The following is a 17,673-nucleotide window of genomic DNA, read 5'->3' as shown; positions in this document are numbered from 1 at the left end:
CCCCGGGAGGCACCGCACCGTGAGAACGGGCACATTTTGTCCGATATTGCGTGAATCTGCTCCATGCTGGTCCCTGGTCTGGCGCATTTCAGGTCCTCGGGTGGGGTGCCAGGCGCCATCTCGACGTACCAGCGCCACCACCGGGAGAGACATGCGACGTGAAAACCGCCGGACGCGCAATCTGCGCATCGCCCTGACCCTGGCGGGCGGGGGCGCCGTCCTCGGCCTCGGCGGCCTGTACGTCACGGGCCTGATCGTGGCCGGCGACGCCGTCGCCGACGGCACCCGGGTACGCGGTGTCGACATCGGGGGCATGAGCCGTACGCAGGCCAAGGCGGCCCTCGACCGCGAGCTCGGCCCGGTCGCGGCCGCCCCCCTCGACCTCCGGATCGGTGACCGGACGCAGCAGGCGGCCCCCGCCTCCTTCGGCCTGTCCCTCGACACCGCGGCCACCGTCGACCGCGCCGCGAGCCACGGATCCGACCCCGTCACCGTCATCGGACGCCTCTTCGCCCCGGAGCGGGACCGGTCCGTCGAGCCGGTGATCCACATGGACGAAGCCACGAGCGCCGCCGCGGCCGACCGGCTCGCGGCCGAGGACCGGCAGGCCCGCGACGGAGACATCACCTTCACGGGCGGCAAGGCCCGGGTCACCCAGCCCGTCACCGGTGTCGCGCTGCGCGCCGGCCAGGTGACCGAGGCCGTACGCGCCGCCTACCTGAGCCCGCAGCGCGGCCCCGTCGAGCTCCCCGTCGACCGGACGCCGCCGGCCGTGGGCCGGCAGGAGACCGCACGCGCCCTCAAGGAGTTCGCCGCACCCGCGATGTCCGGCCCGGTCACGCTCACCCTCGCGGGCAAGCCGATATCCATATCCCCGGCCGTGCTCGGCAGCCACCTGGACGTCAAGGCGGACGGCAACGGCCGCCTCACGCCCCAGTTCGACTCCAAGGGACTGCTGGCCGACCCCGCGGTCGCCCGGCAGGTGGACGCGGCCACCGCCGAGCCGCGCGACGCCGTACTGCGCGCCGACACCGCGAACCGCGCCGTCGTGGCCGCCGAGGGGCGCACCGGGACCCAGGTCACCGACCAGGCCTTCCGGGCGGCCGTCGAGCCCCTGCTGACCCGTACCGGAGCCGACGCCCGCACCGCGGAGCTCAGCGCGGCACCGGTCCGCCCCAAGCTGACGGCCGAGGAGGCCCGCCGCCTCGGGATCAAGGAGAAGATGTCCTCCTTCACGGTCGCCTTCCCGGCCGCGCCCTACCGCACCACCAACATCGGCCGCGCCGTGGAGCTGATCAACGGCTCCGTCGTCCTCCCCGGCGAGACCTGGAGCTTCAACAAGCGGGTCGGCGAGCGCACCAAGGAGAACGGCTTCGTCGACGGGATCATGATCAATGACGGCCAGTACGTGAAGTCGCCCGGCGGCGGTGTCTCGGCGGTCGCGACGACCATGTACAACGCCCTGTTCTTCGCCGGCGTCAAGCCGCTGGAGCACGGCGCCCACTCCTTCTACATCGAGCGCTACCCCGAGGGCCGCGAGGCCACCGTCGCCTGGGGCACCCTCGACCTGCGCTGGAAGAACGACTCCGGCCACGCGATCTACATCCAGGCCGAGTCCAGCGACACCTCGGTGACCATCACCTTCCTCGGCACGAAGAAGTACGACGAGATACGCGCGACCCAGGGTCCGCGCACCGCCGTCACGCCCCCCGCCAAGCGCACGGGATCCGGTCCGGCCTGCGAGGTGCAGAGCCCCCTCGAAGGGTTCGACGTCTCCGTCGACCGGATCTTCCTCCGGGGCGGCCAGGAGGTGAAGCGCGAGACGTACCGGACGCACTACACCCCGCGCGACGAGGTCACCTGCACCCCGGCGGGCCCGTCCCCCTCGGGAGCGCCGACCGCCCCGGGAGCCCCGGACACGGCCCCGGCGGCCGCCGCCGCGGGCGCGCCGCGGCAGGCCTGATTCCAGCCCGTCCCATCCAGACCCGCCGCGGCACCGAATAACTTGTGTCACATCACTCACTGCTCTCACACGGGTGAGGGCGAGGAGGTGGGATCCATGTCCGTTCCCATCCGTGTTCGGCACTGGGTGGCAGCCGTATCCGCAACCGGCGTTCTCGTCGGCGGCGCGGCGCTGGGAGCCGCGGTTCCCGCAGCGGCCGCTCCGGCCCCGGCACAGACGGTGGCCGCGTCCGTCACCGGAGACCACGGCGACCAGTGCGTCTGGAAGAAGGGCCACTGGGAGAAGCGGTGGGTCAAGGGCCACTGGGAGAAGCGCTGGGTCAACGACAACCGCCACGACAACCGCCACGACAACCACGACAACGGTGGCGGCGGTGGCAGGGACGGCGACCGGAACCGCGACCGCGACCGGGACCATGACCGTGACCACGACGGGAACAACGACGGAGACAACGGTCGCCACGACTCCTGGCGCGGCGGCCAGGGCCACTGGAAGTGGGTGCACGTCCCCGGGCATTGGGAGAAGACCTGGGTCAAGGGACACTGGGACTGCTCGGGGCACCGCTGGTGACGACCCCCTGTTCCAGGCAGCACGGACGGTCGGCGAGGGCCCGCACACGCGGGCCCTCATCGCCCGGTCCGTCCCTTCCGGATCCTGCCGGGCCGGCAGGATCCGCGAGCGAGGGCCCGGCGGCGCTCCGGATGCGCCCGGTCGGCATCGGTGATGGGATCGAAGACCGGTGCACCCGACCAGCACGGGACCTCAGATGGTGGACAGGGCAGACAGCGGCGCGGACGACGCGGCCGATGGACCGGACGCGCTCCTCCTGAGACTGGCCCAGGGCGATCGCGAGGCCTTCGCCCCCCTCTACGACGCGCTGTGCGCCCCGGTGATGGGCCTGGCCTGCCGGGTCCTGCGGGACGAGGAGCAGGCGGCGGAGGTGACCCAGGACGTGATGATCGAGGTGTGGCGCACCGCCGACCGGTTCCGGCCCGAGCTCGGAACCGCCAAGGCGTGGGTGCTGCTGCTGGCCCACCACCGGGCCGTCGACCGCGTACGTTCCGTACGGGCGCGGGGCGCGCGGGAGGAGAAGGCGGCCCTGCTGGACCGGATGCCGCCCTTCGACGAGGTGGCCGACGAGGTCGAGGGCCGCGACGAGTACGCGCGGGTCCGGCGCTGCCTGGACTCGCTGAGCGGGCCCCAGCGGGAGGCGGTGCGGATGGCCTTCTACGAGGGGATGACCTACCGGGAGGTGGCCCGCTCCCTGGAGTCCCCCGAGGGCACGGTCAAATCGAGGCTCCGCGACGGACTGCACCGGCTGCGCGACTGTCTGGAGGCATCCCGATGAGCACGGCGTCCGACCCGCACTCCTGCCTGGCGGCCTACCTCCTGCACGCAGTGCCGCCAGAGCAGGAGGCCGCCTTCGAGCGGCACCTGGCAGGCTGCGCCGCCTGCCGCCGCGAGGCCGCTTCGCTGACCGGCGCGCTCGCGGGCCTCGCCGCGGGCCTCGCCGCGGCGCCTGCGGTGGCGCCTCCGCCCGAGCTGCGCCGACTGGTCCTCGACCGGGTCGCCGCCACTCCCCAGGACTCCGCCCCCGCCGCCCGGCCGCCCGCGCCCGCCCCGACCCCGACCCCGCCCCCGACCCCGGTCCCGGCCCCCGTATCGACCCCGATTCCCGCCCCGGCCCCCGGCGGCGCCGCCCCGGCCCCCGGCGGCGCCGCCCCGGCCCGCGCCGGGCGGCGGCTGCAGTGGGCCCTGGCCGCCTGCCTCGCCCTGGCCGCGGCCTTCGGAGCCGTCGCGGTCTGGCAGCACCAGGAGGCCGAGGACGCCCGCGGCCGCCTCACCGAGCTCACGCGTACCGGCCCCGCCGCACAGCTCGCCGACGTGCTGGCAGCCCCCGACGCGAAGGTCAGCGCCACGCGGCTCCCGGACGGCGCCACCGGCTGCGTGATCGTCTCCCGCAGCGAGAGCCGGGCCGCCTTCATCGCCTCGGGGCTGCCCGAACTGCCCGCGGACCAGGTGTACGCGCTCTGGTACGACGGCGGGGAGACGCTCCGGCCCGCCGGCACCCTCTCGGGCGGCGGAAACTGGCACATCAAGCTCCTGGACGGCCCCGTCGACCGGGCCACCGCCGTCGGCATCACGGTCGAACGGGCCGACGGCGTCGCCGGCCCGGCCACCCCCGTCGGCGTGGTCGACATCCCCGCCTGAGCCGCGTCCGCGCGCAGGGGCAGGCCGCAGTTCGGAGCGGCCCTGGACACGGCCGATACTGATCTTCATGAACGACACGGCCATAGCCAGCGCCCTGGAACGGATCTCCGGACACCGCAGCCGGTTCGACGCCCGCTTCGAGCGGTACTTCGACACCCTCGGCCAACGGCTCGACACCCCCCTGCCCAGCCGCTACGCGCCCCGCTGCCTGGAGCTGCTGCGGGACCTGTCGCTGCGCGGCGGCAAGCGCCTGCGGGTGGTCCTCCTCCACGAGGCGGCGCGGCTGGTCACCACCGACGAGGTGCCCGGACTGGACGAGGCGGCGCTGAGCCTCGAACTGCTGCAGACGCACGGCCTCGTCCACGACGACATCATCGACGACGCGCCCCTGCGCCGCGGCGGACCGTCCACCTACTACGCCTACCGCGACGAGTTCCCCGGGGACGAGCCCACCGCCCTGGCCCTCGCCGTGCTCGCCGGGGACCTCGCCGCGTTCCTCTCCATGCAGGTGCTGCTGGAGGCCGACGTCCCCGCCGCACTCCGCCAGGCCCTGCTGGCCGTCCAGACGCGCGCCGCGGCCGAGACCGTGGTCGGCCAGATCGCGGACCTGGAGCGGGACGCGCACGTACGGCCCGACGAGGAGTTCCTGCACACCGTCACGGACTTCAAGAGCGCGCGGTACTCCATCCTCGCGCCGCTGACGATGGGCCTGCTGGCCGCGGGCGAGGACCCGGCCCCGCACCACGACCGGCTGCACCGGTACGCCCGGCTGGCCGGTATCGCCGAGCAGATGCGCGACGACTGGCTCGACCTCTTCGGCGACGACGCCCACGTCGGCAAGTCCACCGGGGCCGACATCCGCTCCGGCCGCCGCACGTACGCCGTCAACGCCGTCCTGGCCGCGGCGACCGGAGCCGAGGCGGCCCTCGTGGAAGCCGCCCTCGGCGACCGGGCCTGCCCCGACGCCACGATCGCCCGGATCCAGGACATCGCCCGCCGCGGCGGCGCCGACCGGAGGCTGCGCGCCGAGATGCGCCGGCACGCCGAGGAGGCCTCGGCCGAGGCCGCGTCCTGGCGTCCGTACTGGCGCGAAGAGGCCGTGGACCTCTTCCGGATCCTGCCGCTGCGCAACCTCGGCCCAGTGGCCTGAGCCGGCCGCCCGGCCCCCGCGCACCCGCCCCGCAGACCTCCGCCCGGCCGCCCCGGAGGCGACCGGGCGCGTCACCCGGGCGCGCGGCCCGGCTGGCACGCCGGCCCCGCGCCCTGCTTGCTGGACGGATGAGACAGGGAGCACCGGGCACGCCCCCGGCACAGAGCCTGAGCACTCCGCGGGCCGCGGGACTGGCGGGGGTCGTCTTCGCCCTCCTGCTGGCGGCGGCGATCGTGCTCGTACGGACCGCACTGCCGGGCGGCGGTGGCGGCGATCAGGTGGAGGTCACCCAGGGCGGCCGGCAGGCGCTGACCACGGCGCTGGAACTCGTCCCGTTCGCCGGCATCGCGTTCCTGTGGTTCATGGGCGCGCTGCGCGAGCACGCGGGGGAGGCCGAGGACCGGTTCGTCCTGACCGTCTTCCTCGGCAGCGGTCTGGTCTTCGTCGCCGTCCTCTTCGGCGCCGTCGCGGCCGCCGGAACGGTGCTGGACACTTCCGACGGATCCGACTTCGGCCGCCACTTCGCGTACACGCTGATGACGACGTACGGCATGCGGATGGCCGCCGTCTTCGTCTTCGCGACCTCCACCATCGGGCGCAAGCTGGGAGTCTTCCCGCGCCCGCTGACCCTGACCGGATACCTGGTCGGCCTGGTCCTGCTCGTGGTCAGCTCCACCCTGCCGTGGTTCGAACTGGTCTTCCCGGCCTGGGCCCTGGTCATCAGCCTGTACATCCTGAGGGCCGGACGCCGCTCCCGGTGAGGCACCCGGGCCGCCGTCACCCCAATGGACTTCCCGGGGCGCCCTCCCGTGCCCGGCCGGGCACGCTGGTCCGGTAGTGGGGGGTCAGGAAAGGACCGTACCTTGCTGAGGCTTGTCGTCGACCTGAACCGGTGCCAGGGATACGCACAGTGCGCCTTCCTCGCACCCGACGTCTTCGCGATGCACGGGGACGAAGGACTGCTGTACGACCCGCAGGCCGAGGACGCCCAGCGCGAACGGGTGGCCCAGGCCGTGGCCGCCTGCCCCGTACAGGCGATCCTCGTGGACGAGCTGGACATGGCCGCGGCCTCCGATGCCGGGCGGTCCGGCGCCGCCGGGAAGGCCTCCGATGCCTGACGGAACCCTGGAAAGCCTCAAGCGCGACGGCCGGATCGTGATCGTCGGAGCCTCGCTGGCGGGGCTGCGCGGCGCCGAGACGCTGCGCGAGAAGGGCTTCACCGGCACGCTCACCCTGATCGGCGACGAGCCCTACGAGCCGTACGACCGACCGCCGCTGTCCAAGCAGGTGCTGCTCGGCAAGGCCGACGCCGGGCGCACCGCGCTGCCCCGCCGACGCGCGATCGACGCCGAGTGGCGGCTCGGGGTACCGGCCGACGGACTCGACATGGCGGCACGCCGGGTCAAACTCGCCGACGGCGACGAGGTGCCCTACGACCGGCTGCTGATCGCCACCGGTGTACGCGCCCGGCCCTGGCCGAACGAGACGGAGGGCGAGCTCGACGGCGTGTTCGTGCTCCGCACCCGCGAGGACGGCGCGGCGCTGGCCCGGCGGCTCGACGCCGGACCCCGCCGCGTCCTGGTCATCGGCGCCGGATTCACCGGCTCCGAGATCGCCTCCGCCTGCCGCGAACGCGACCTGGAGGTCACCGTCGCCGAACGCGGCGACGCCCCCCTCGTCGGCGCGCTGGGCGGGGTCATCGGCGCCGTCGCCGCCGAACTCCACCGGGAGAACGGCGTCGACCTGCGCACCGGGATCATGGTCACCGGTCTGGAGGGCGACTCCACCGGACGGGTCCGCGCCGCGCACCTCTCCGACGGCACCACGCTGGAGTGCGACGTCGTGGTCGTCTCCCTCGGCGCCCAGCGCAACACCGAGTGGCTGGCGGGATCCGGCCTCGGAGCCGGCCCGCGGGGCATCGCCTGCGACGCCGGCTGCCGGGCCTTCGACATCCGCGGCATCGTCACCGACGACGTCTACGTGGCGGGCGACGTGGCCCGCTCCCCGCACCCGCTCTTCGGCTACCAGTTCCTGTCCCTGGAGCACTGGGGCAACGCCGTCTCCCAGGCCGAGACCGCCGCCCACAACATGCTCAGCGAGAGCACCGACCGCCGCCCCCACATCTGGGTCCCGGCCTTCTGGTCCTCCCAGTTCGGGGTGAACATCAAATCGGTCGGCGTGCCCTCCATGGGCACCGAGATCATGATCACCCAGGGCTCCCGCGCCGAGCGGCGCTTCACGGGCGTCTACGGGTACCAGGGCCGCGTCATCGGGGCGGTCACCTTCGACAACTCCCGCTGGCTGCAGTTCTACCAGCAGCAGATCGAGGCGACCGCGCCCTTCCCGGTGCCGTTCCCCACGGTCGACCGGCGCTCCGAGGGCCAGCGCCCGATGCCGGCGGACTTCCCCGACCCCTCCGTGCCCACGCACGGCCCCACCATCACCCTCAGCGGGTACTCGCCGGCCGACCGCCGGATGACCTTCACCCCCGCCGGGCACTGACCCGCACGCGCCCTCCGGAGGACCCGCCATGACCCACGGCATCCTGAGCCAGATCCTGGACTACGCCAACCGCTCGAACCCCTACCCCCTGTACGAGGAACTGCGCAAGACGCCGGTCTTCCACGAGGGGGACGGACCGTACGTCATCAGCACCTACTACGACATCCAGAGCCTGCTGCACGACCCGCGGCTCAGCTCCGACGCCAGGAACCTGGCCGCGACCGCCGGGGACCCGCTCGCCGAGGGCGGGGAGGAGGAGGCCGCGGCGCTGCCCCCGAGCTTCCTGAAACTGGACCCGCCCGAACACGACCGGCTGCGGCGGATGACCAACCGGCCCTTCGGGCCGCCGCACTCCCCGCGCCGCATCGACGGGATGCGCGACGACCTCCACGGCATCGTCACCGGTCTCATCGACAACCTCGGCGACCCGGAACGCATCGACCTCGTCGACCAGTTCGCGTATCCGTTCCCCGTCACCATGATCTGCCGGCTGCTCGGAGTGCCGCGCGAGGACGAGGCCCGCTTCCACGTGTGGGCCGACACCCTCGCCGCGAGCCTGGACCCCGACCCGGACGCCGATCCCAAGGAGCGGCTCAAGACCACCCACGACGCCCGGATGGAACTGGGCATGTACCTCGCCGGACTGATCGAGGAGCGGCGCAAGAACCCCGCCGACGACATGCTGTCCCAACTCGCCGCGGGACACGGGCCGGACGAGACGATGAGCACGATGGAGCTGCTCAGCACCGCGGCCCTGCTGCTGATCGCCGGGCACGAGACCACCGTCAACCTCATCACGAACGGGATGCTCACCCTGCTGCGCAACCCGGACGTCCTGCGGGAGTTGCGCGAGAACCCCGGTCTCGCGGTGCCGCTCGTCGAGGAACTGCTGCGCTTCGAGCCGCCGGTACAGCTGCTCCCGCAGCGCACCCCGCTCGTCGACATCGAGGTCCGCGGGGTCACCATCCCCAAGGGCTCCTCGATGTGGCTGATCCTCGCCTCCGGAAACCGGGACCCGCAGCGCTTCGAGGACCCGGACCGCTTCGACCCGCACCGCAAGGACATCCAGCACCTGGGCCTCGGCAGCGGCATCCACAGCTGCTTCGGCGCCCCGCTGGCCCGGCTGGAGGCGCAGCTCGCGCTGAGCGAGCTCGCCCGCCGCCTGGACAACCCGCGCCTGATCGAGGACCCGCCGCCCTACCGCCAGAACGCGGTCCTGCGCGGTCCGCGCCACCTGCCCGTCACCTGCGACGGAATCCGGCCCTGACCCACCCGCCCGGCCCCGGTGGCCGCAGCACCGCCGATGGCGTCGCCCCCGAGCCGGGCGACGCCATCGGCGCGATCCGAGCGGGGCGGGGCGCGATTGCGGGGGCCCGGGGTGTGTGCCAGCGTGGGAGGCCGGGGGCTCGGGGAGGTGTGGGGACTTCATCCCGGACAGATCCCGAAGAGGGGAATCCCATGAGGCGCTTTCCGAGTACAGCCGTGAGCACCGCGGCCGCACTGGTCCTGGCCGCCGGCGGAGCGTCCGCGGCCTTCGCGGACCCGACCGACGACCCGAGCACCGCCGCGGCGGAGTTGTGCACCAACCTGACCGAGCTCGGCTCCGACACCGCGGCGCTGCGTGCGCTGGACCCCGCGAACGCCACGAAGGACCAGATCAAGGAGGCGTACGAGGACGTCCAGAAGGACTGGGAGGCCGTCACGAAGTCCACCGCGACCTGGGACACGGCGAAGAAGGACGCGGTGAAGTCCGCCGCCGACGGGCTGAAGAAGGCCTACCAGGACCTGCCGGGCGACACCACCGGCCAGGCGGCCGTCAGCCTGCTCGCGCCGCACGCGCAGAAGCTCGACGACGCCGTCAAGTCCGCCCGCAGCGGACTCACCTGCTGACGGGACACCCCCTGGGGAGCCGCCGGGACCACCGGCGGCTCCCGCCAGGACGGCAGGGCGCGCCCAGGCGACAATGAAGGGGGAGCCGGGCGGCGCGGCCGTGACCGGCACCCGCAGGACGGGGCAGGAGCACGCGCGCGAAGAGGCGGTGACCGAGCATGAGCGCAGGCGCCCGGCCCGGCGGACGGCCGCCGGAGCCCACCGCGACGGGCATCTACGGCGAGGACGTCTTCCCGCCCGGCCGGGCCGGCGAGGACCGCCGCATCGACCTCGGCGCGCTGACCTACGACGACATGACGATGGCCCGCCTGCGCGAGCTCGGCGCCGGGCCGGGCTGGAACTGCCTCGACCTGGGAGCCGGCACGGGGACCATCGCCCGGCGGCTGCTGGAGGAGGCCCAAGTGGCGAGCGTGCTCGCCGTGGACCGCGACGTCCGCTTCCTCACCGCGCGACCCCACCCCGGGCTCGACGTCCTGGAGGCGGACATCGGCGCCCCGGGGTTCGACCCCGGCCGCCGATTCGACCTGGTGCACGCCCGGTTCGTCCTGATGCACCTGCCCGCCCGGCGCCGGATGATCGCCCACCTGGCCGAACTCCTCACCGCACGAGGGGTGTTGGTCCTCTCGGACGCCATCGACCTGACCACCGCGGCCGCGCACGAGAACCCGTACACCCGCGTCATGCAGGCCATGTGGCAGGGACTGCTGGACACCATCGGCACCGACATCTCCTGGGTCGCCGACTACCCCCACCTGCTGCGCGACGCCGGACTCGCCCGCGTCGCGGCCGGGATCCAGGTGCCGCCCCTGATCCCGGGAAGCCCCATCAGCCGTTTCTGGACCGGGACATGGGACCGGGCTCGGGAGGCGATCCTGGCCACGGGGCTGGTGGACGAGGCGACCGTCGAAGCCGCGATCCAGTACCTCGACTCGCCCGACTGCGCCGACCTGTCACCAGGAATGATCACCGCCTGGGGATGGAAGCGGCCGGATCCGGCCTGAACCGGGCGATTGGGGCGCCCCGGGGAGGGGAAGCGTCGTCACGGCGCCACAGCCGCCGCAGGCGCCACCGCCCGACGCGAAGGAAGCCGACCTTGACCGACCTCCGCATCGGCGTCCTCGGATACGGCCTGCGCGGCAGCATCGCGCGCACCGCACACCGACCGGGCCGCGGCGCGGCCGTCACCGCCCTCGCGGACCCGGATCCCCGGGCCCGCGCCGCGGCCGCCGCCGCGTTCCCCGACGCCCGCGTCACCGCCGACCACCTCGCCGTGATCGAGGACGCGGACATCGACGCCGTGCTCGTCCTCACCCCCGACCACACGCACGCCGACCTGGCCTGCCGGACACTGGCGGCCCGCAAACCCGTCTTCGTCGAGAAGCCCCTCGACATCACCGTGGAGCGCTGCGACGAGATCCTGCGGACCGCGCACGAGACGGGCACGCGCCTGTACGTGGGCCACAACATGCGGCACATGCCCGTGGTACGGCTGATGCGCGAGCTGATCGCGGACGGGGCGATCGGCCGGGTCAGGACGGTCTGGGTGCGCCACTTCGTGGGATACGGCGGAGACTGGTACTTCAAGGACTGGCACGCCGAGCGGAAGTACACCACCAGCCTGCTGCTCCAGAAGGCCGCGCACGACATCGACGTCCTGCACTGGCTGGCCGGCGCGTACGCCAGCGACGTCCAGGCCATGGGCGACCTCATGGTCTACGGGGAGAACCCGCACCGCCGGGAGCCCGGCGAGCCCAAGCACGACGACTGGTACACCGAGGAGGGCCACTGGCCCGCGCACACCCAGCGCGGCCTCAACCCCGTCATCGACGTCGAGGACGTCTCGCTGGTCAACCTGCGCCTTGCCAACGGCGTGCTCGCCGCCTACCAGCAGTGTCACTTCACCCCCGACTACTGGCGCAACTACACCGTCATCGGGGACGCGGGCCGACTGGAGAACTTCGGCGACGGCCCGGGCGGAGAAGTACGGATCTGGAACACCCGGCGCTCCGGATACCGGGCCGGGCCGGACACCTGCCACCTCATCCCGGAAACCCGGGCGGGAGGCGAACACGGCGGCGCCGACCCGCTGTTGATCGACGAGTTCCTGCGCTTCGCACGCGAGGGGGGTACGACCGACACCTCACCGGTCGCCGCCCGGATGGCGGTCGCCGCGGGCTGCCTGGCGGCCGAGTCCCTGCGCGACGGGGGCACCCCGCGCCGGGTGCCCCCGCTCGATCCCCGGCTGGTGGCGTACTTCGAACAGGGCCAGCGGCCCGCCGCTCAGGCACCGGGGCGCGCGGGGGAGTGAACGGCCCTGCCGAAGGCATCCATGCAGGTCGCGCAGTAGCGCTCCGAGCCGGGCTCGGATATCGGGGGCGCTGCCTGTTCGGGGGCGAGGCGGGAGCCGCACAGCGTGCTGAAGGTCGCGTCCTTCGCGATCACGTGCCAGAGCAGCTGGCTGCGGTCGGCGGTCGATTCGGCGGTCGATTCGGCGCGCATCTCGTACATGGGCGTACCTTTCCGTGCTCGACGCGGGAAGAGGGACCGGCCTGGTCTCCATGAGAGCGCCCCGTGACGGATGGGGCCAATGGGGGTAGACCAAGAGGAGGGAAACGAGGTGCGGGAGGTTTGAGCGGGCTGCCGGCGGGCTCAGGGACGCCGGCCGGGGAGCAGTCCCCGCAGTCCGCCTCCGGCGCATCGCCGATCGTTCCAGGAAGCGAGGTGGATGCCGAATGGCCTGGGCGTCATGGACGACGACGGGGATCTACCCGGCTGCGGGCGGTGCCCGCACGACGGAGGCGGGTGACATCTCCGGAAATCTGACCGTGCACACGACCTGGACAGGAGCCCAAGCGCAGGTGGCGGTGCAGTACAGCGGGTCGTCGGACTGGTTCACCCTGTCCGGCAGCCCGGTGGAGTGCGCCTCGGAAGGGGAGAGCCGGGACCTGCACCAGGCCGTGGTCGAGACGGTCCGCGGCGGAGGCGGCGCGGGAGTGCCCCTCCACTGGGCCAGACGAGTGGCCTGAAGCCCGCCCCCCGGCCGCGCGCCGGGGGGCTGTCCCGTCCGGGGGGGGGGGGTGGACAGGATCAGGATCTAGAGGTCGGGCGGCTGGGGTGCGTCCAGGCGATTCACGGCGAGGAGCTCCTCGGCCGCCTGGAGCGCCTGGTGGATGCTGCGCCGGCCCATCAGGACGCAGAGGGTGTACGAGGCGTCCTCCAGCCTGCTGCGCAGGCTGGCGTCGTCCGGCGCGGCGAAGGTGCGGCGGCGCAGTGCCCGGAAGTAGTGCAGGTGCTGGCGCAGCAGGCGCGGATTGGGGAGCAGCCCCCCGGACGTGGAGCCCGGCGCGGGGCCCGTAGCGGACACGGTGTGGTCGATCACGGCCCGCAGGACCTCTTCCAGGTCGCAGGAGCGGCCGCTGACCTGGCCGGCGCTGCCGCTGCGCAGCACGATCGCCGCGTCGGCCGCCTCCGCCAGGCTGGCGCCCGCCGTCCGGGCCGTGTCGGCCAGGATGCGGCGGGCCGTCTCGGTGCTGCAGGGCACCAGTGCCATCAGGACTCCGATGGCACTGCCCACGGAGGCCCGCGCCGCCACGGCGACGGGCCTGCTCGGGGCCTCGGCCGTGTCGGTGCGGGGAGGGCGGTGTCGTTCCGGCGAGTCGTTCATCCGCCCGTTCCTTTGATCAGCTTTCCTCGCCGGCTGGCAAGGGTGTGCCCGCTGTGTAGCAGCAGGTACCGCGCGAGGGCGCCGAACGCGCGGGCCGCCGTGCGCCGCGTCCCACGATCAGGTGGTACGGCCGCGCGGGCGTTGACACGGGACCCGGCCCGTGGTGCCGGCCGCCGCGGGCCTCAGGGGCGGAACCTCAGCGGATGGTCGGCCGGTACCTCCACCACGGCGATGCGTACGCCGTCGGGATCCGCGAGCCACATCTCGATCAGGCCCCAGGGCTCCCGCACGGGAGGCCGCAGCACCTCGGCGCCCCGCGAGCGGAGCGCCTCGTACGCCTCCCGCACGTCCGCGACCTGGAGCCAGAGCCGGAGTCCGGGCGCGGGCGGGCTCTCGGCGCGGCCCGAGACCTCGAGGAACCCGCCGCCGAGGAAGTAGACCGTGCCACGCTCGGGCCCGGTCCCGAACTCCCGGTAGACGGCGAGGCCCAGGGTCTCGCCGTAGAAGGCGCGCGAGCGGTCGGGGTCCGTGGGTTGCAGCAGGATCCTGCTGCCCAGTACATGCACCATGCGCACGAATCTAGGGGGTCCGTTGTCGCGGGAGTGGCCGAAGGGGTGAGAATCGCGGCCGGTCCGTCCGGAGTACCGGCCGGACGTACGACGATGGCACATCATGACGCAAGAGCGGACCCCCGGACCCCGAGACCCGAGGGTCCGTTTCGGCGCCGCCCCGCCGCCCTGACGCCCCGCCGCCCCGCCGCCCCGCCGTTCCCGACGTGTTCGAGCCATCCGGCGGGCTGCCGGGGCCGGCCCCGCGCCGCCTCGGCCTTACGGTGATCCGATGCGCCTGCGGGCGTATCCATGTGTGGTCACCGGGCAGGGAGTTGAGGCATGAGGCAACGGGTGGGTGTGCTGGTCGCGGTAGGTGTCCTGACGCTGGGGGTGGCCGGCTCGGGGAGCGCGCAGGCGAGCCCGCAGGACAGCCCGCAGGCAGAGCGGCAGCAGCACGGCTGTCCGACGGCGGAGATCTTCGCCACCGACAACACCGAGATCATCACGGATCCGGCCGACCCGCGGCTCAGGACCCGGCTGACGCGCTTCGACCGCGAGGTGCGCGGCATCATCCGTGCCAACGGCGCGAGGCCGGGCGGGTCCACCCTGCTGGACGGCGTGTTCTGGTCCGGCGACCTCAAGCAGGCCACCTACGAGCGCTCGCGCGAGTTCGAGGTCAACCGGGTCGGCGCCGAGGGGCTCCACCACATCGCGGACGTCATCCGCAAGCAGTACCACCAGGAGTCGGTGCTGACCTTCCGGTGTCTGCCGCGGACCTCGCCGGAGACCGACGCGGTGGAGATCCAGGCCCCCGGTGTCTCCGGAACCCGGCTGCACGACGCGCTGGTCGCGGACCCCGAGGCCCGCGACCGGCTCGGCGGAGGCTCGGTCACCACGGACGGGAGGCTCGTCCTCATCGCCCCGCTCGGTGACCTTCCCCTGGCCCGGCGGTTCGTCGAGCAACTGGGCGTCGACTGGAGCACCGCCGAGGTGAGTTACGGGGACGAGGAGTTCGTCGCGTAGCAGCGGGCCCCTCCCGGCGCGGTCAGCCGGCACCCCAGCCGCCGTCGAGGGAGACGGACGTACCGGTGACGTATCCGGTGTGGGGGCCGCACAGCCACACGGCGGTGGCCGCGACCTCCTCCGGTTCGATCAGCCGCTTGATCGGGGACCGGGTGAGCAGGACGTCGGACAGCACGTCCTCGGCGCTGACGCCGTGCGCGGCGGCCTGGTCCTGGATCTGGCCCTCCACGAGGGGGGTGCGGACGTAGCCGGGGCTGATGCAGTTGCTGGTCACGCCGTGTGGAGCGGCCTCGATCGCGGTGACCTTGCTCAGCCCCTCCAGGGCGTGCTTGGCGGCCACGTAGGCGGACTTGTAGGCGCTGGCGCGCAGCCCGTGCACGCTGGAGATGTTGACCACCCGGCCCCACCCGCCCGCGTACATGTGCGGCAGGGTGTGGCGCAGCAGCAGGAACGGCGCGGTGACCATCACCTGCTGGATGAGCGCGAAACGCTCCGGTGGGAACTCGGTGATCGGGGCGACGTGCTGGAGCCCGGCGCTGTTCACCAGGATGTCGACCCCGGCGGGCAGCGCGCCGACGGCCGCCGGATCGGCCAGATCGACGGTGTGCGCCCGCCCCCCGATCTGCGCCGCCACGCTGCGGGCCGCCTCCTGCGCGATGTCGGCCACGTGCACGGCCGCGCCGGCCGCGGCGAGCGCCACGGCGCAGGCGCGGCCGATCCCGCTGCCGCCACCGGTCACCAGGGCGACGCGCCCCCGTAGATCCGCACCGGCCGAGCCGGCCGCCGCTGCGGGGTGGAGGTGGGGAAGTCTGCTCGTCATGCGGGAACAGTAGGGACGGGCACCGGGCGCCGCCCATGGCGCCGGGACACACAGTCGGCGCCCGCCTGATGGTGAACACGGCCATATCGACAGGGAATACGAGAGGGGACCGCTTGTTCGGCAGTGCTGCGGACGGGCTCATCCCTTCGAGCGAAAGAGGCCCCGGCGGCCGAAGCCCGGGGCCGCCGGGGACGAATGAAGAAGTGCGGCTCCGAGCAGGGGCCGTGCGACGCGTCCCTGGCGTGCTCGCTGGAATCGTCTGAAGGAGCCCCCCTCATGTCGCGTGTTCTGAAGAGTGCCGCGCTGGCCCTGGCCGCCGCCGCCGTCGTGGTCGGCGGAGCCTCGGTCGCGTCCGCGGATGCCGACGCGCACGGCCTGGCCGTCGGCTCGCCGGGTGTGCTCTCGGGCAACGTGGTCCAGGTCCCGATCCACATCCCGATCAACGTGTGCGGCAACTCGATCAGCATCATCGGCCTGCTGAACCCGGCCGCCGGCAACACCTGCATCAACGCCTGACGACCCGCAGCCCCGGGTCCCCGGCCCGCCACCGCGGTCAGGTGGCGGGCCGGGTCCGCGTCCGGGTCCGTTCCCGGCGGGAGGGCGTCACAGATCGCGGCGCATCGCGATCCGCGGCCACCGGTCCAGGCCGTGTGCCGCCTCGTCGGCGCGGATCTCCCGCAGACCGGGGCCGAGATCGGCCTCCGCCAGCGGACGGAAGCCGCAGCGCGCGTAGTACGGGGCGTTCCACGGCACTTCGGTGAAGGTGGTCAGGGTCAGGGCCGGGAGTCTGTCGGCCCTCGCCCGGTCCGCGAGGAAGTCGAGCAGGGCCCGCCCGATCCGGCGGCGCGCGCTGTCCGGGTGGACCGATACCTGTTCGACGTGCAGGCAGCCGTCCACCCGTTCCGCGATCAGGTAGGCCGCCGGCGCGTCGGCCTCGTCGGCCGCGACCCAGGCCAGCCCGGCCTGCTGGTAGCGGGCGAGCTCGTCGAGCGGGAGCGGCTCGTCCTCGGCGATCTCCGGCATGCCGATGTCGCGGAAACACTCTCCCGCCGCCCTCTCGATGTCCTGGAGGGCGGCCAGTTCGGCGGTGTGGACGGGGCGAATGCGCATGCGTGCATTGTCCCCGCGGACCCCGGCCGGACGGGCATCGTTTTCCGGCACACCTGGGCCACGAGCACACATCCACCACCGGCACACCGTGTGCCGGCGGCCACCCCGCCACCGGCACACCCGGCCCCACTCGCGGGCGCGGGCCGGCGGCGGGGTGGCCGCCGGCCCGCGTCCGTCAGCCGTGGACGAGCGCGATGAGCGAGGTACGGGCACGGGCCACGCGCGAGCGGACTGTCCCGATCGGGCAGCCGAGCGCGGCGGCCGCCTCCGCGTACGGCAGTCCCAGCACCTGGGTGAGGACGAAGACGTCCCGGCGCTCCGCCGGGATCGCGGCGAGGAGTTCCGCGAGGGCGATGCCGTCCTCGAAGCCCGGCAGACCGAGCGGCTGGGTCTGCTCCGCGGCGGTCTGCCAGTCGTCCCGGCCGGAGAGCTTGGGCCGGGCCGCGGTGTGCCGGAGGCTGTCGGCCACCGTGCGCCGGGCTATGGAGAGCAGCCAGGTCCGGGCCGACGAACGTCCCTCGAAGCGGTGCAGGCTGCCCAGGGCCCGCAGGAAGGTCTCCTGGGTGAGGTCGTCCGCGGACTGCGGGTCGCCGCTGAGGTAGGCGACGTAGCGCCAGACGTCGCGGTGCAGGGCCCGTACGAAGCGGTCCACCGCATCGGGGTCGCCGTCACGGGCCGCGAGAGCGAGCAGGGTGGTCGGCTCGTCGGGCCCACCGGTGTGCCGGGAGGGAGCCGGCGCGGCGGCGGTCGGACGCGGGAGCAGGGCAGGGGTCATCGCCTGATGTCCTT

21 protein-coding genes are annotated in these 17,673 nt (G+C 73.5%); 15 read left to right on the top strand and 6 right to left on the bottom strand.

What is annotated here, in order from left to right:
* The first annotated feature begins 151 nt into the window (after nucleotides 1-151).
* The 12 genes from ACZ4TG_RS10640 (at nucleotide 152) to ACZ4TG_RS10585 (ending at nucleotide 12,024) form a co-directional block, all read left to right on the top strand.
* Nucleotides 152-1,963, top strand: a complete 1,812-nt coding sequence (locus tag ACZ4TG_RS10640) for a VanW family protein (RefSeq protein ID WP_468161293.1) — start codon at nucleotides 152-154, stop codon at nucleotides 1,961-1,963.
* Nucleotides 1,964-2,059: 96 nt separating this feature from the next.
* Nucleotides 2,060-2,533 carry a hypothetical protein gene (locus ACZ4TG_RS10635; protein ID WP_468161291.1) on the top strand — a complete coding sequence of 158 codons (474 nt, stop codon included), beginning with the start codon at nucleotides 2,060-2,062 and terminating at the stop codon, nucleotides 2,531-2,533.
* A 196-nt stretch (nucleotides 2,534-2,729) separates the two neighbouring features.
* Nucleotides 2,730-3,311: an ECF RNA polymerase sigma factor SigK gene (gene sigK, locus ACZ4TG_RS10630; protein ID WP_468161289.1), complete on the top strand. Its 582-nt coding sequence runs from the start codon at nucleotides 2,730-2,732 to the stop codon at nucleotides 3,309-3,311.
* The gene (locus ACZ4TG_RS10625) at nucleotides 3,308-4,174 is read left to right on the top strand and encodes an anti-sigma factor (protein WP_468161287.1); all 867 of its coding nucleotides are present in this window, start codon (nucleotides 3,308-3,310) and stop codon (nucleotides 4,172-4,174) included. The genes sigK and ACZ4TG_RS10625 overlap by 4 nt, the downstream gene beginning before the upstream one ends.
* 67 nt (nucleotides 4,175-4,241) lie before the next feature.
* Nucleotides 4,242-5,324: a polyprenyl synthetase family protein gene (locus tag ACZ4TG_RS10620; RefSeq protein WP_468161285.1), complete on the top strand. Its 1,083-nt coding sequence runs from the start codon at nucleotides 4,242-4,244 to the stop codon at nucleotides 5,322-5,324.
* 128 nt (nucleotides 5,325-5,452) lie between these two features.
* Nucleotides 5,453-6,085 (top strand): hypothetical protein, encoded by a 633-nt coding sequence (locus ACZ4TG_RS10615; RefSeq protein WP_468161283.1) that lies wholly within the window; start codon nucleotides 5,453-5,455, stop codon nucleotides 6,083-6,085.
* Between the two features lie 105 nt (nucleotides 6,086-6,190).
* Nucleotides 6,191-6,442, top strand: coding sequence for a ferredoxin (locus ACZ4TG_RS10610; protein WP_468161486.1), 252 nt, complete (start codon nucleotides 6,191-6,193; stop codon nucleotides 6,440-6,442).
* Nucleotides 6,435-7,826 (top strand): NAD(P)/FAD-dependent oxidoreductase, encoded by a 1,392-nt coding sequence (locus ACZ4TG_RS10605; RefSeq protein ID WP_468161281.1) that lies wholly within the window; start codon nucleotides 6,435-6,437, stop codon nucleotides 7,824-7,826. The genes ACZ4TG_RS10610 and ACZ4TG_RS10605 overlap by 8 nt, the downstream gene beginning before the upstream one ends.
* Nucleotides 7,827-7,854: 28 nt before the next feature.
* A complete protein-coding gene (locus ACZ4TG_RS10600) occupies nucleotides 7,855-9,093 on the top strand; it encodes a cytochrome P450 (protein WP_468161279.1) in 1,239 nt (412 codons plus the stop codon).
* A 215-nt stretch (nucleotides 9,094-9,308) separates the two neighbouring features.
* Entirely contained in the window at nucleotides 9,309-9,716 is a 408-nt protein-coding gene (locus ACZ4TG_RS10595) for a hypothetical protein (RefSeq protein WP_468161277.1), read from the top strand.
* A 158-nt stretch (nucleotides 9,717-9,874) separates the two neighbouring features.
* Nucleotides 9,875-10,717 carry a class I SAM-dependent methyltransferase gene (locus tag ACZ4TG_RS10590; RefSeq protein WP_468161275.1) on the top strand — a complete coding sequence of 281 codons (843 nt, stop codon included), beginning with the start codon at nucleotides 9,875-9,877 and terminating at the stop codon, nucleotides 10,715-10,717.
* Between the two features lie 92 nt (nucleotides 10,718-10,809).
* The gene (locus ACZ4TG_RS10585; RefSeq protein WP_468161273.1) at nucleotides 10,810-12,024 is read left to right on the top strand and encodes a Gfo/Idh/MocA family protein; all 1,215 of its coding nucleotides are present in this window, start codon (nucleotides 10,810-10,812) and stop codon (nucleotides 12,022-12,024) included.
* Here ACZ4TG_RS10585 and ACZ4TG_RS10580 read toward each other — a convergent pair.
* Complete coding sequence (locus ACZ4TG_RS10580; RefSeq protein WP_468161271.1) at nucleotides 11,997-12,224, bottom strand: hypothetical protein; 228 nt, start codon at nucleotides 12,222-12,224, stop codon at nucleotides 11,997-11,999. The genes ACZ4TG_RS10585 and ACZ4TG_RS10580 overlap by 28 nt on opposite strands.
* 224 nt (nucleotides 12,225-12,448) lie before the next feature.
* Here ACZ4TG_RS10580 and ACZ4TG_RS10575 point away from each other — a divergent pair, with 224 nt between their 5' ends.
* On the top strand, nucleotides 12,449-12,742 hold the full coding sequence (locus ACZ4TG_RS10575; protein ID WP_468161269.1) for a hypothetical protein: 294 nt from the start codon (nucleotides 12,449-12,451) through the stop codon (nucleotides 12,740-12,742).
* Between the two features lie 68 nt (nucleotides 12,743-12,810).
* Here the strand turns inward: ACZ4TG_RS10575 and ACZ4TG_RS10570 are convergent, their stop codons facing one another.
* On the bottom strand, nucleotides 12,811-13,380 hold the full coding sequence (locus ACZ4TG_RS10570) for a DUF5133 domain-containing protein (protein ID WP_468161267.1): 570 nt from the start codon (nucleotides 13,378-13,380) through the stop codon (nucleotides 12,811-12,813).
* A gap of 182 nt (nucleotides 13,381-13,562) precedes the next feature.
* Nucleotides 13,563-13,949 (bottom strand): VOC family protein, encoded by a 387-nt coding sequence (locus ACZ4TG_RS10565; RefSeq protein ID WP_468161265.1) that lies wholly within the window; start codon nucleotides 13,947-13,949, stop codon nucleotides 13,563-13,565.
* A 321-nt stretch (nucleotides 13,950-14,270) separates the two neighbouring features.
* On the opposite strand from ACZ4TG_RS10565, the gene ACZ4TG_RS10560 reads away from it, so the two are divergent.
* A complete protein-coding gene (locus ACZ4TG_RS10560; RefSeq protein ID WP_468161263.1) occupies nucleotides 14,271-14,954 on the top strand; it encodes a hypothetical protein in 684 nt (227 codons plus the stop codon).
* 22 nt (nucleotides 14,955-14,976) lie between these two features.
* On the opposite strand, the gene ACZ4TG_RS10555 is transcribed toward ACZ4TG_RS10560, so the two are convergent.
* The gene (locus tag ACZ4TG_RS10555) at nucleotides 14,977-15,774 is read right to left on the bottom strand and encodes a 3-hydroxybutyrate dehydrogenase (protein WP_468161261.1); all 798 of its coding nucleotides are present in this window, start codon (nucleotides 15,772-15,774) and stop codon (nucleotides 14,977-14,979) included.
* Nucleotides 15,775-16,050: 276 nt separating this feature from the next.
* Between ACZ4TG_RS10555 and ACZ4TG_RS10550 the strand changes: the two genes are divergently transcribed.
* Entirely contained in the window at nucleotides 16,051-16,290 is a 240-nt protein-coding gene (locus ACZ4TG_RS10550; protein ID WP_468161259.1) for a chaplin, read from the top strand.
* An 87-nt stretch (nucleotides 16,291-16,377) separates the two neighbouring features.
* Here the strand turns inward: ACZ4TG_RS10550 and ACZ4TG_RS10545 are convergent, their stop codons facing one another.
* Both ACZ4TG_RS10545 and ACZ4TG_RS10540 read right to left on the bottom strand, forming a co-directional pair.
* On the bottom strand, nucleotides 16,378-16,884 hold the full coding sequence (locus tag ACZ4TG_RS10545) for a GNAT family N-acetyltransferase (protein WP_468161257.1): 507 nt from the start codon (nucleotides 16,882-16,884) through the stop codon (nucleotides 16,378-16,380).
* 175 nt (nucleotides 16,885-17,059) lie between these two features.
* Complete coding sequence (locus ACZ4TG_RS10540; protein ID WP_468161255.1) at nucleotides 17,060-17,659, bottom strand: sigma-70 family RNA polymerase sigma factor; 600 nt, start codon at nucleotides 17,657-17,659, stop codon at nucleotides 17,060-17,062.
* Nucleotides 17,660-17,673 lie beyond the last annotated feature (14 nt).

It is taken from the genome of Streptomyces sp. NPDC028314 (assembly GCF_055565795.1).
The sequence above is the reverse complement of the archived record's forward strand: the minus strand, read 5'-3'. Positions and strand labels throughout refer to the sequence as shown.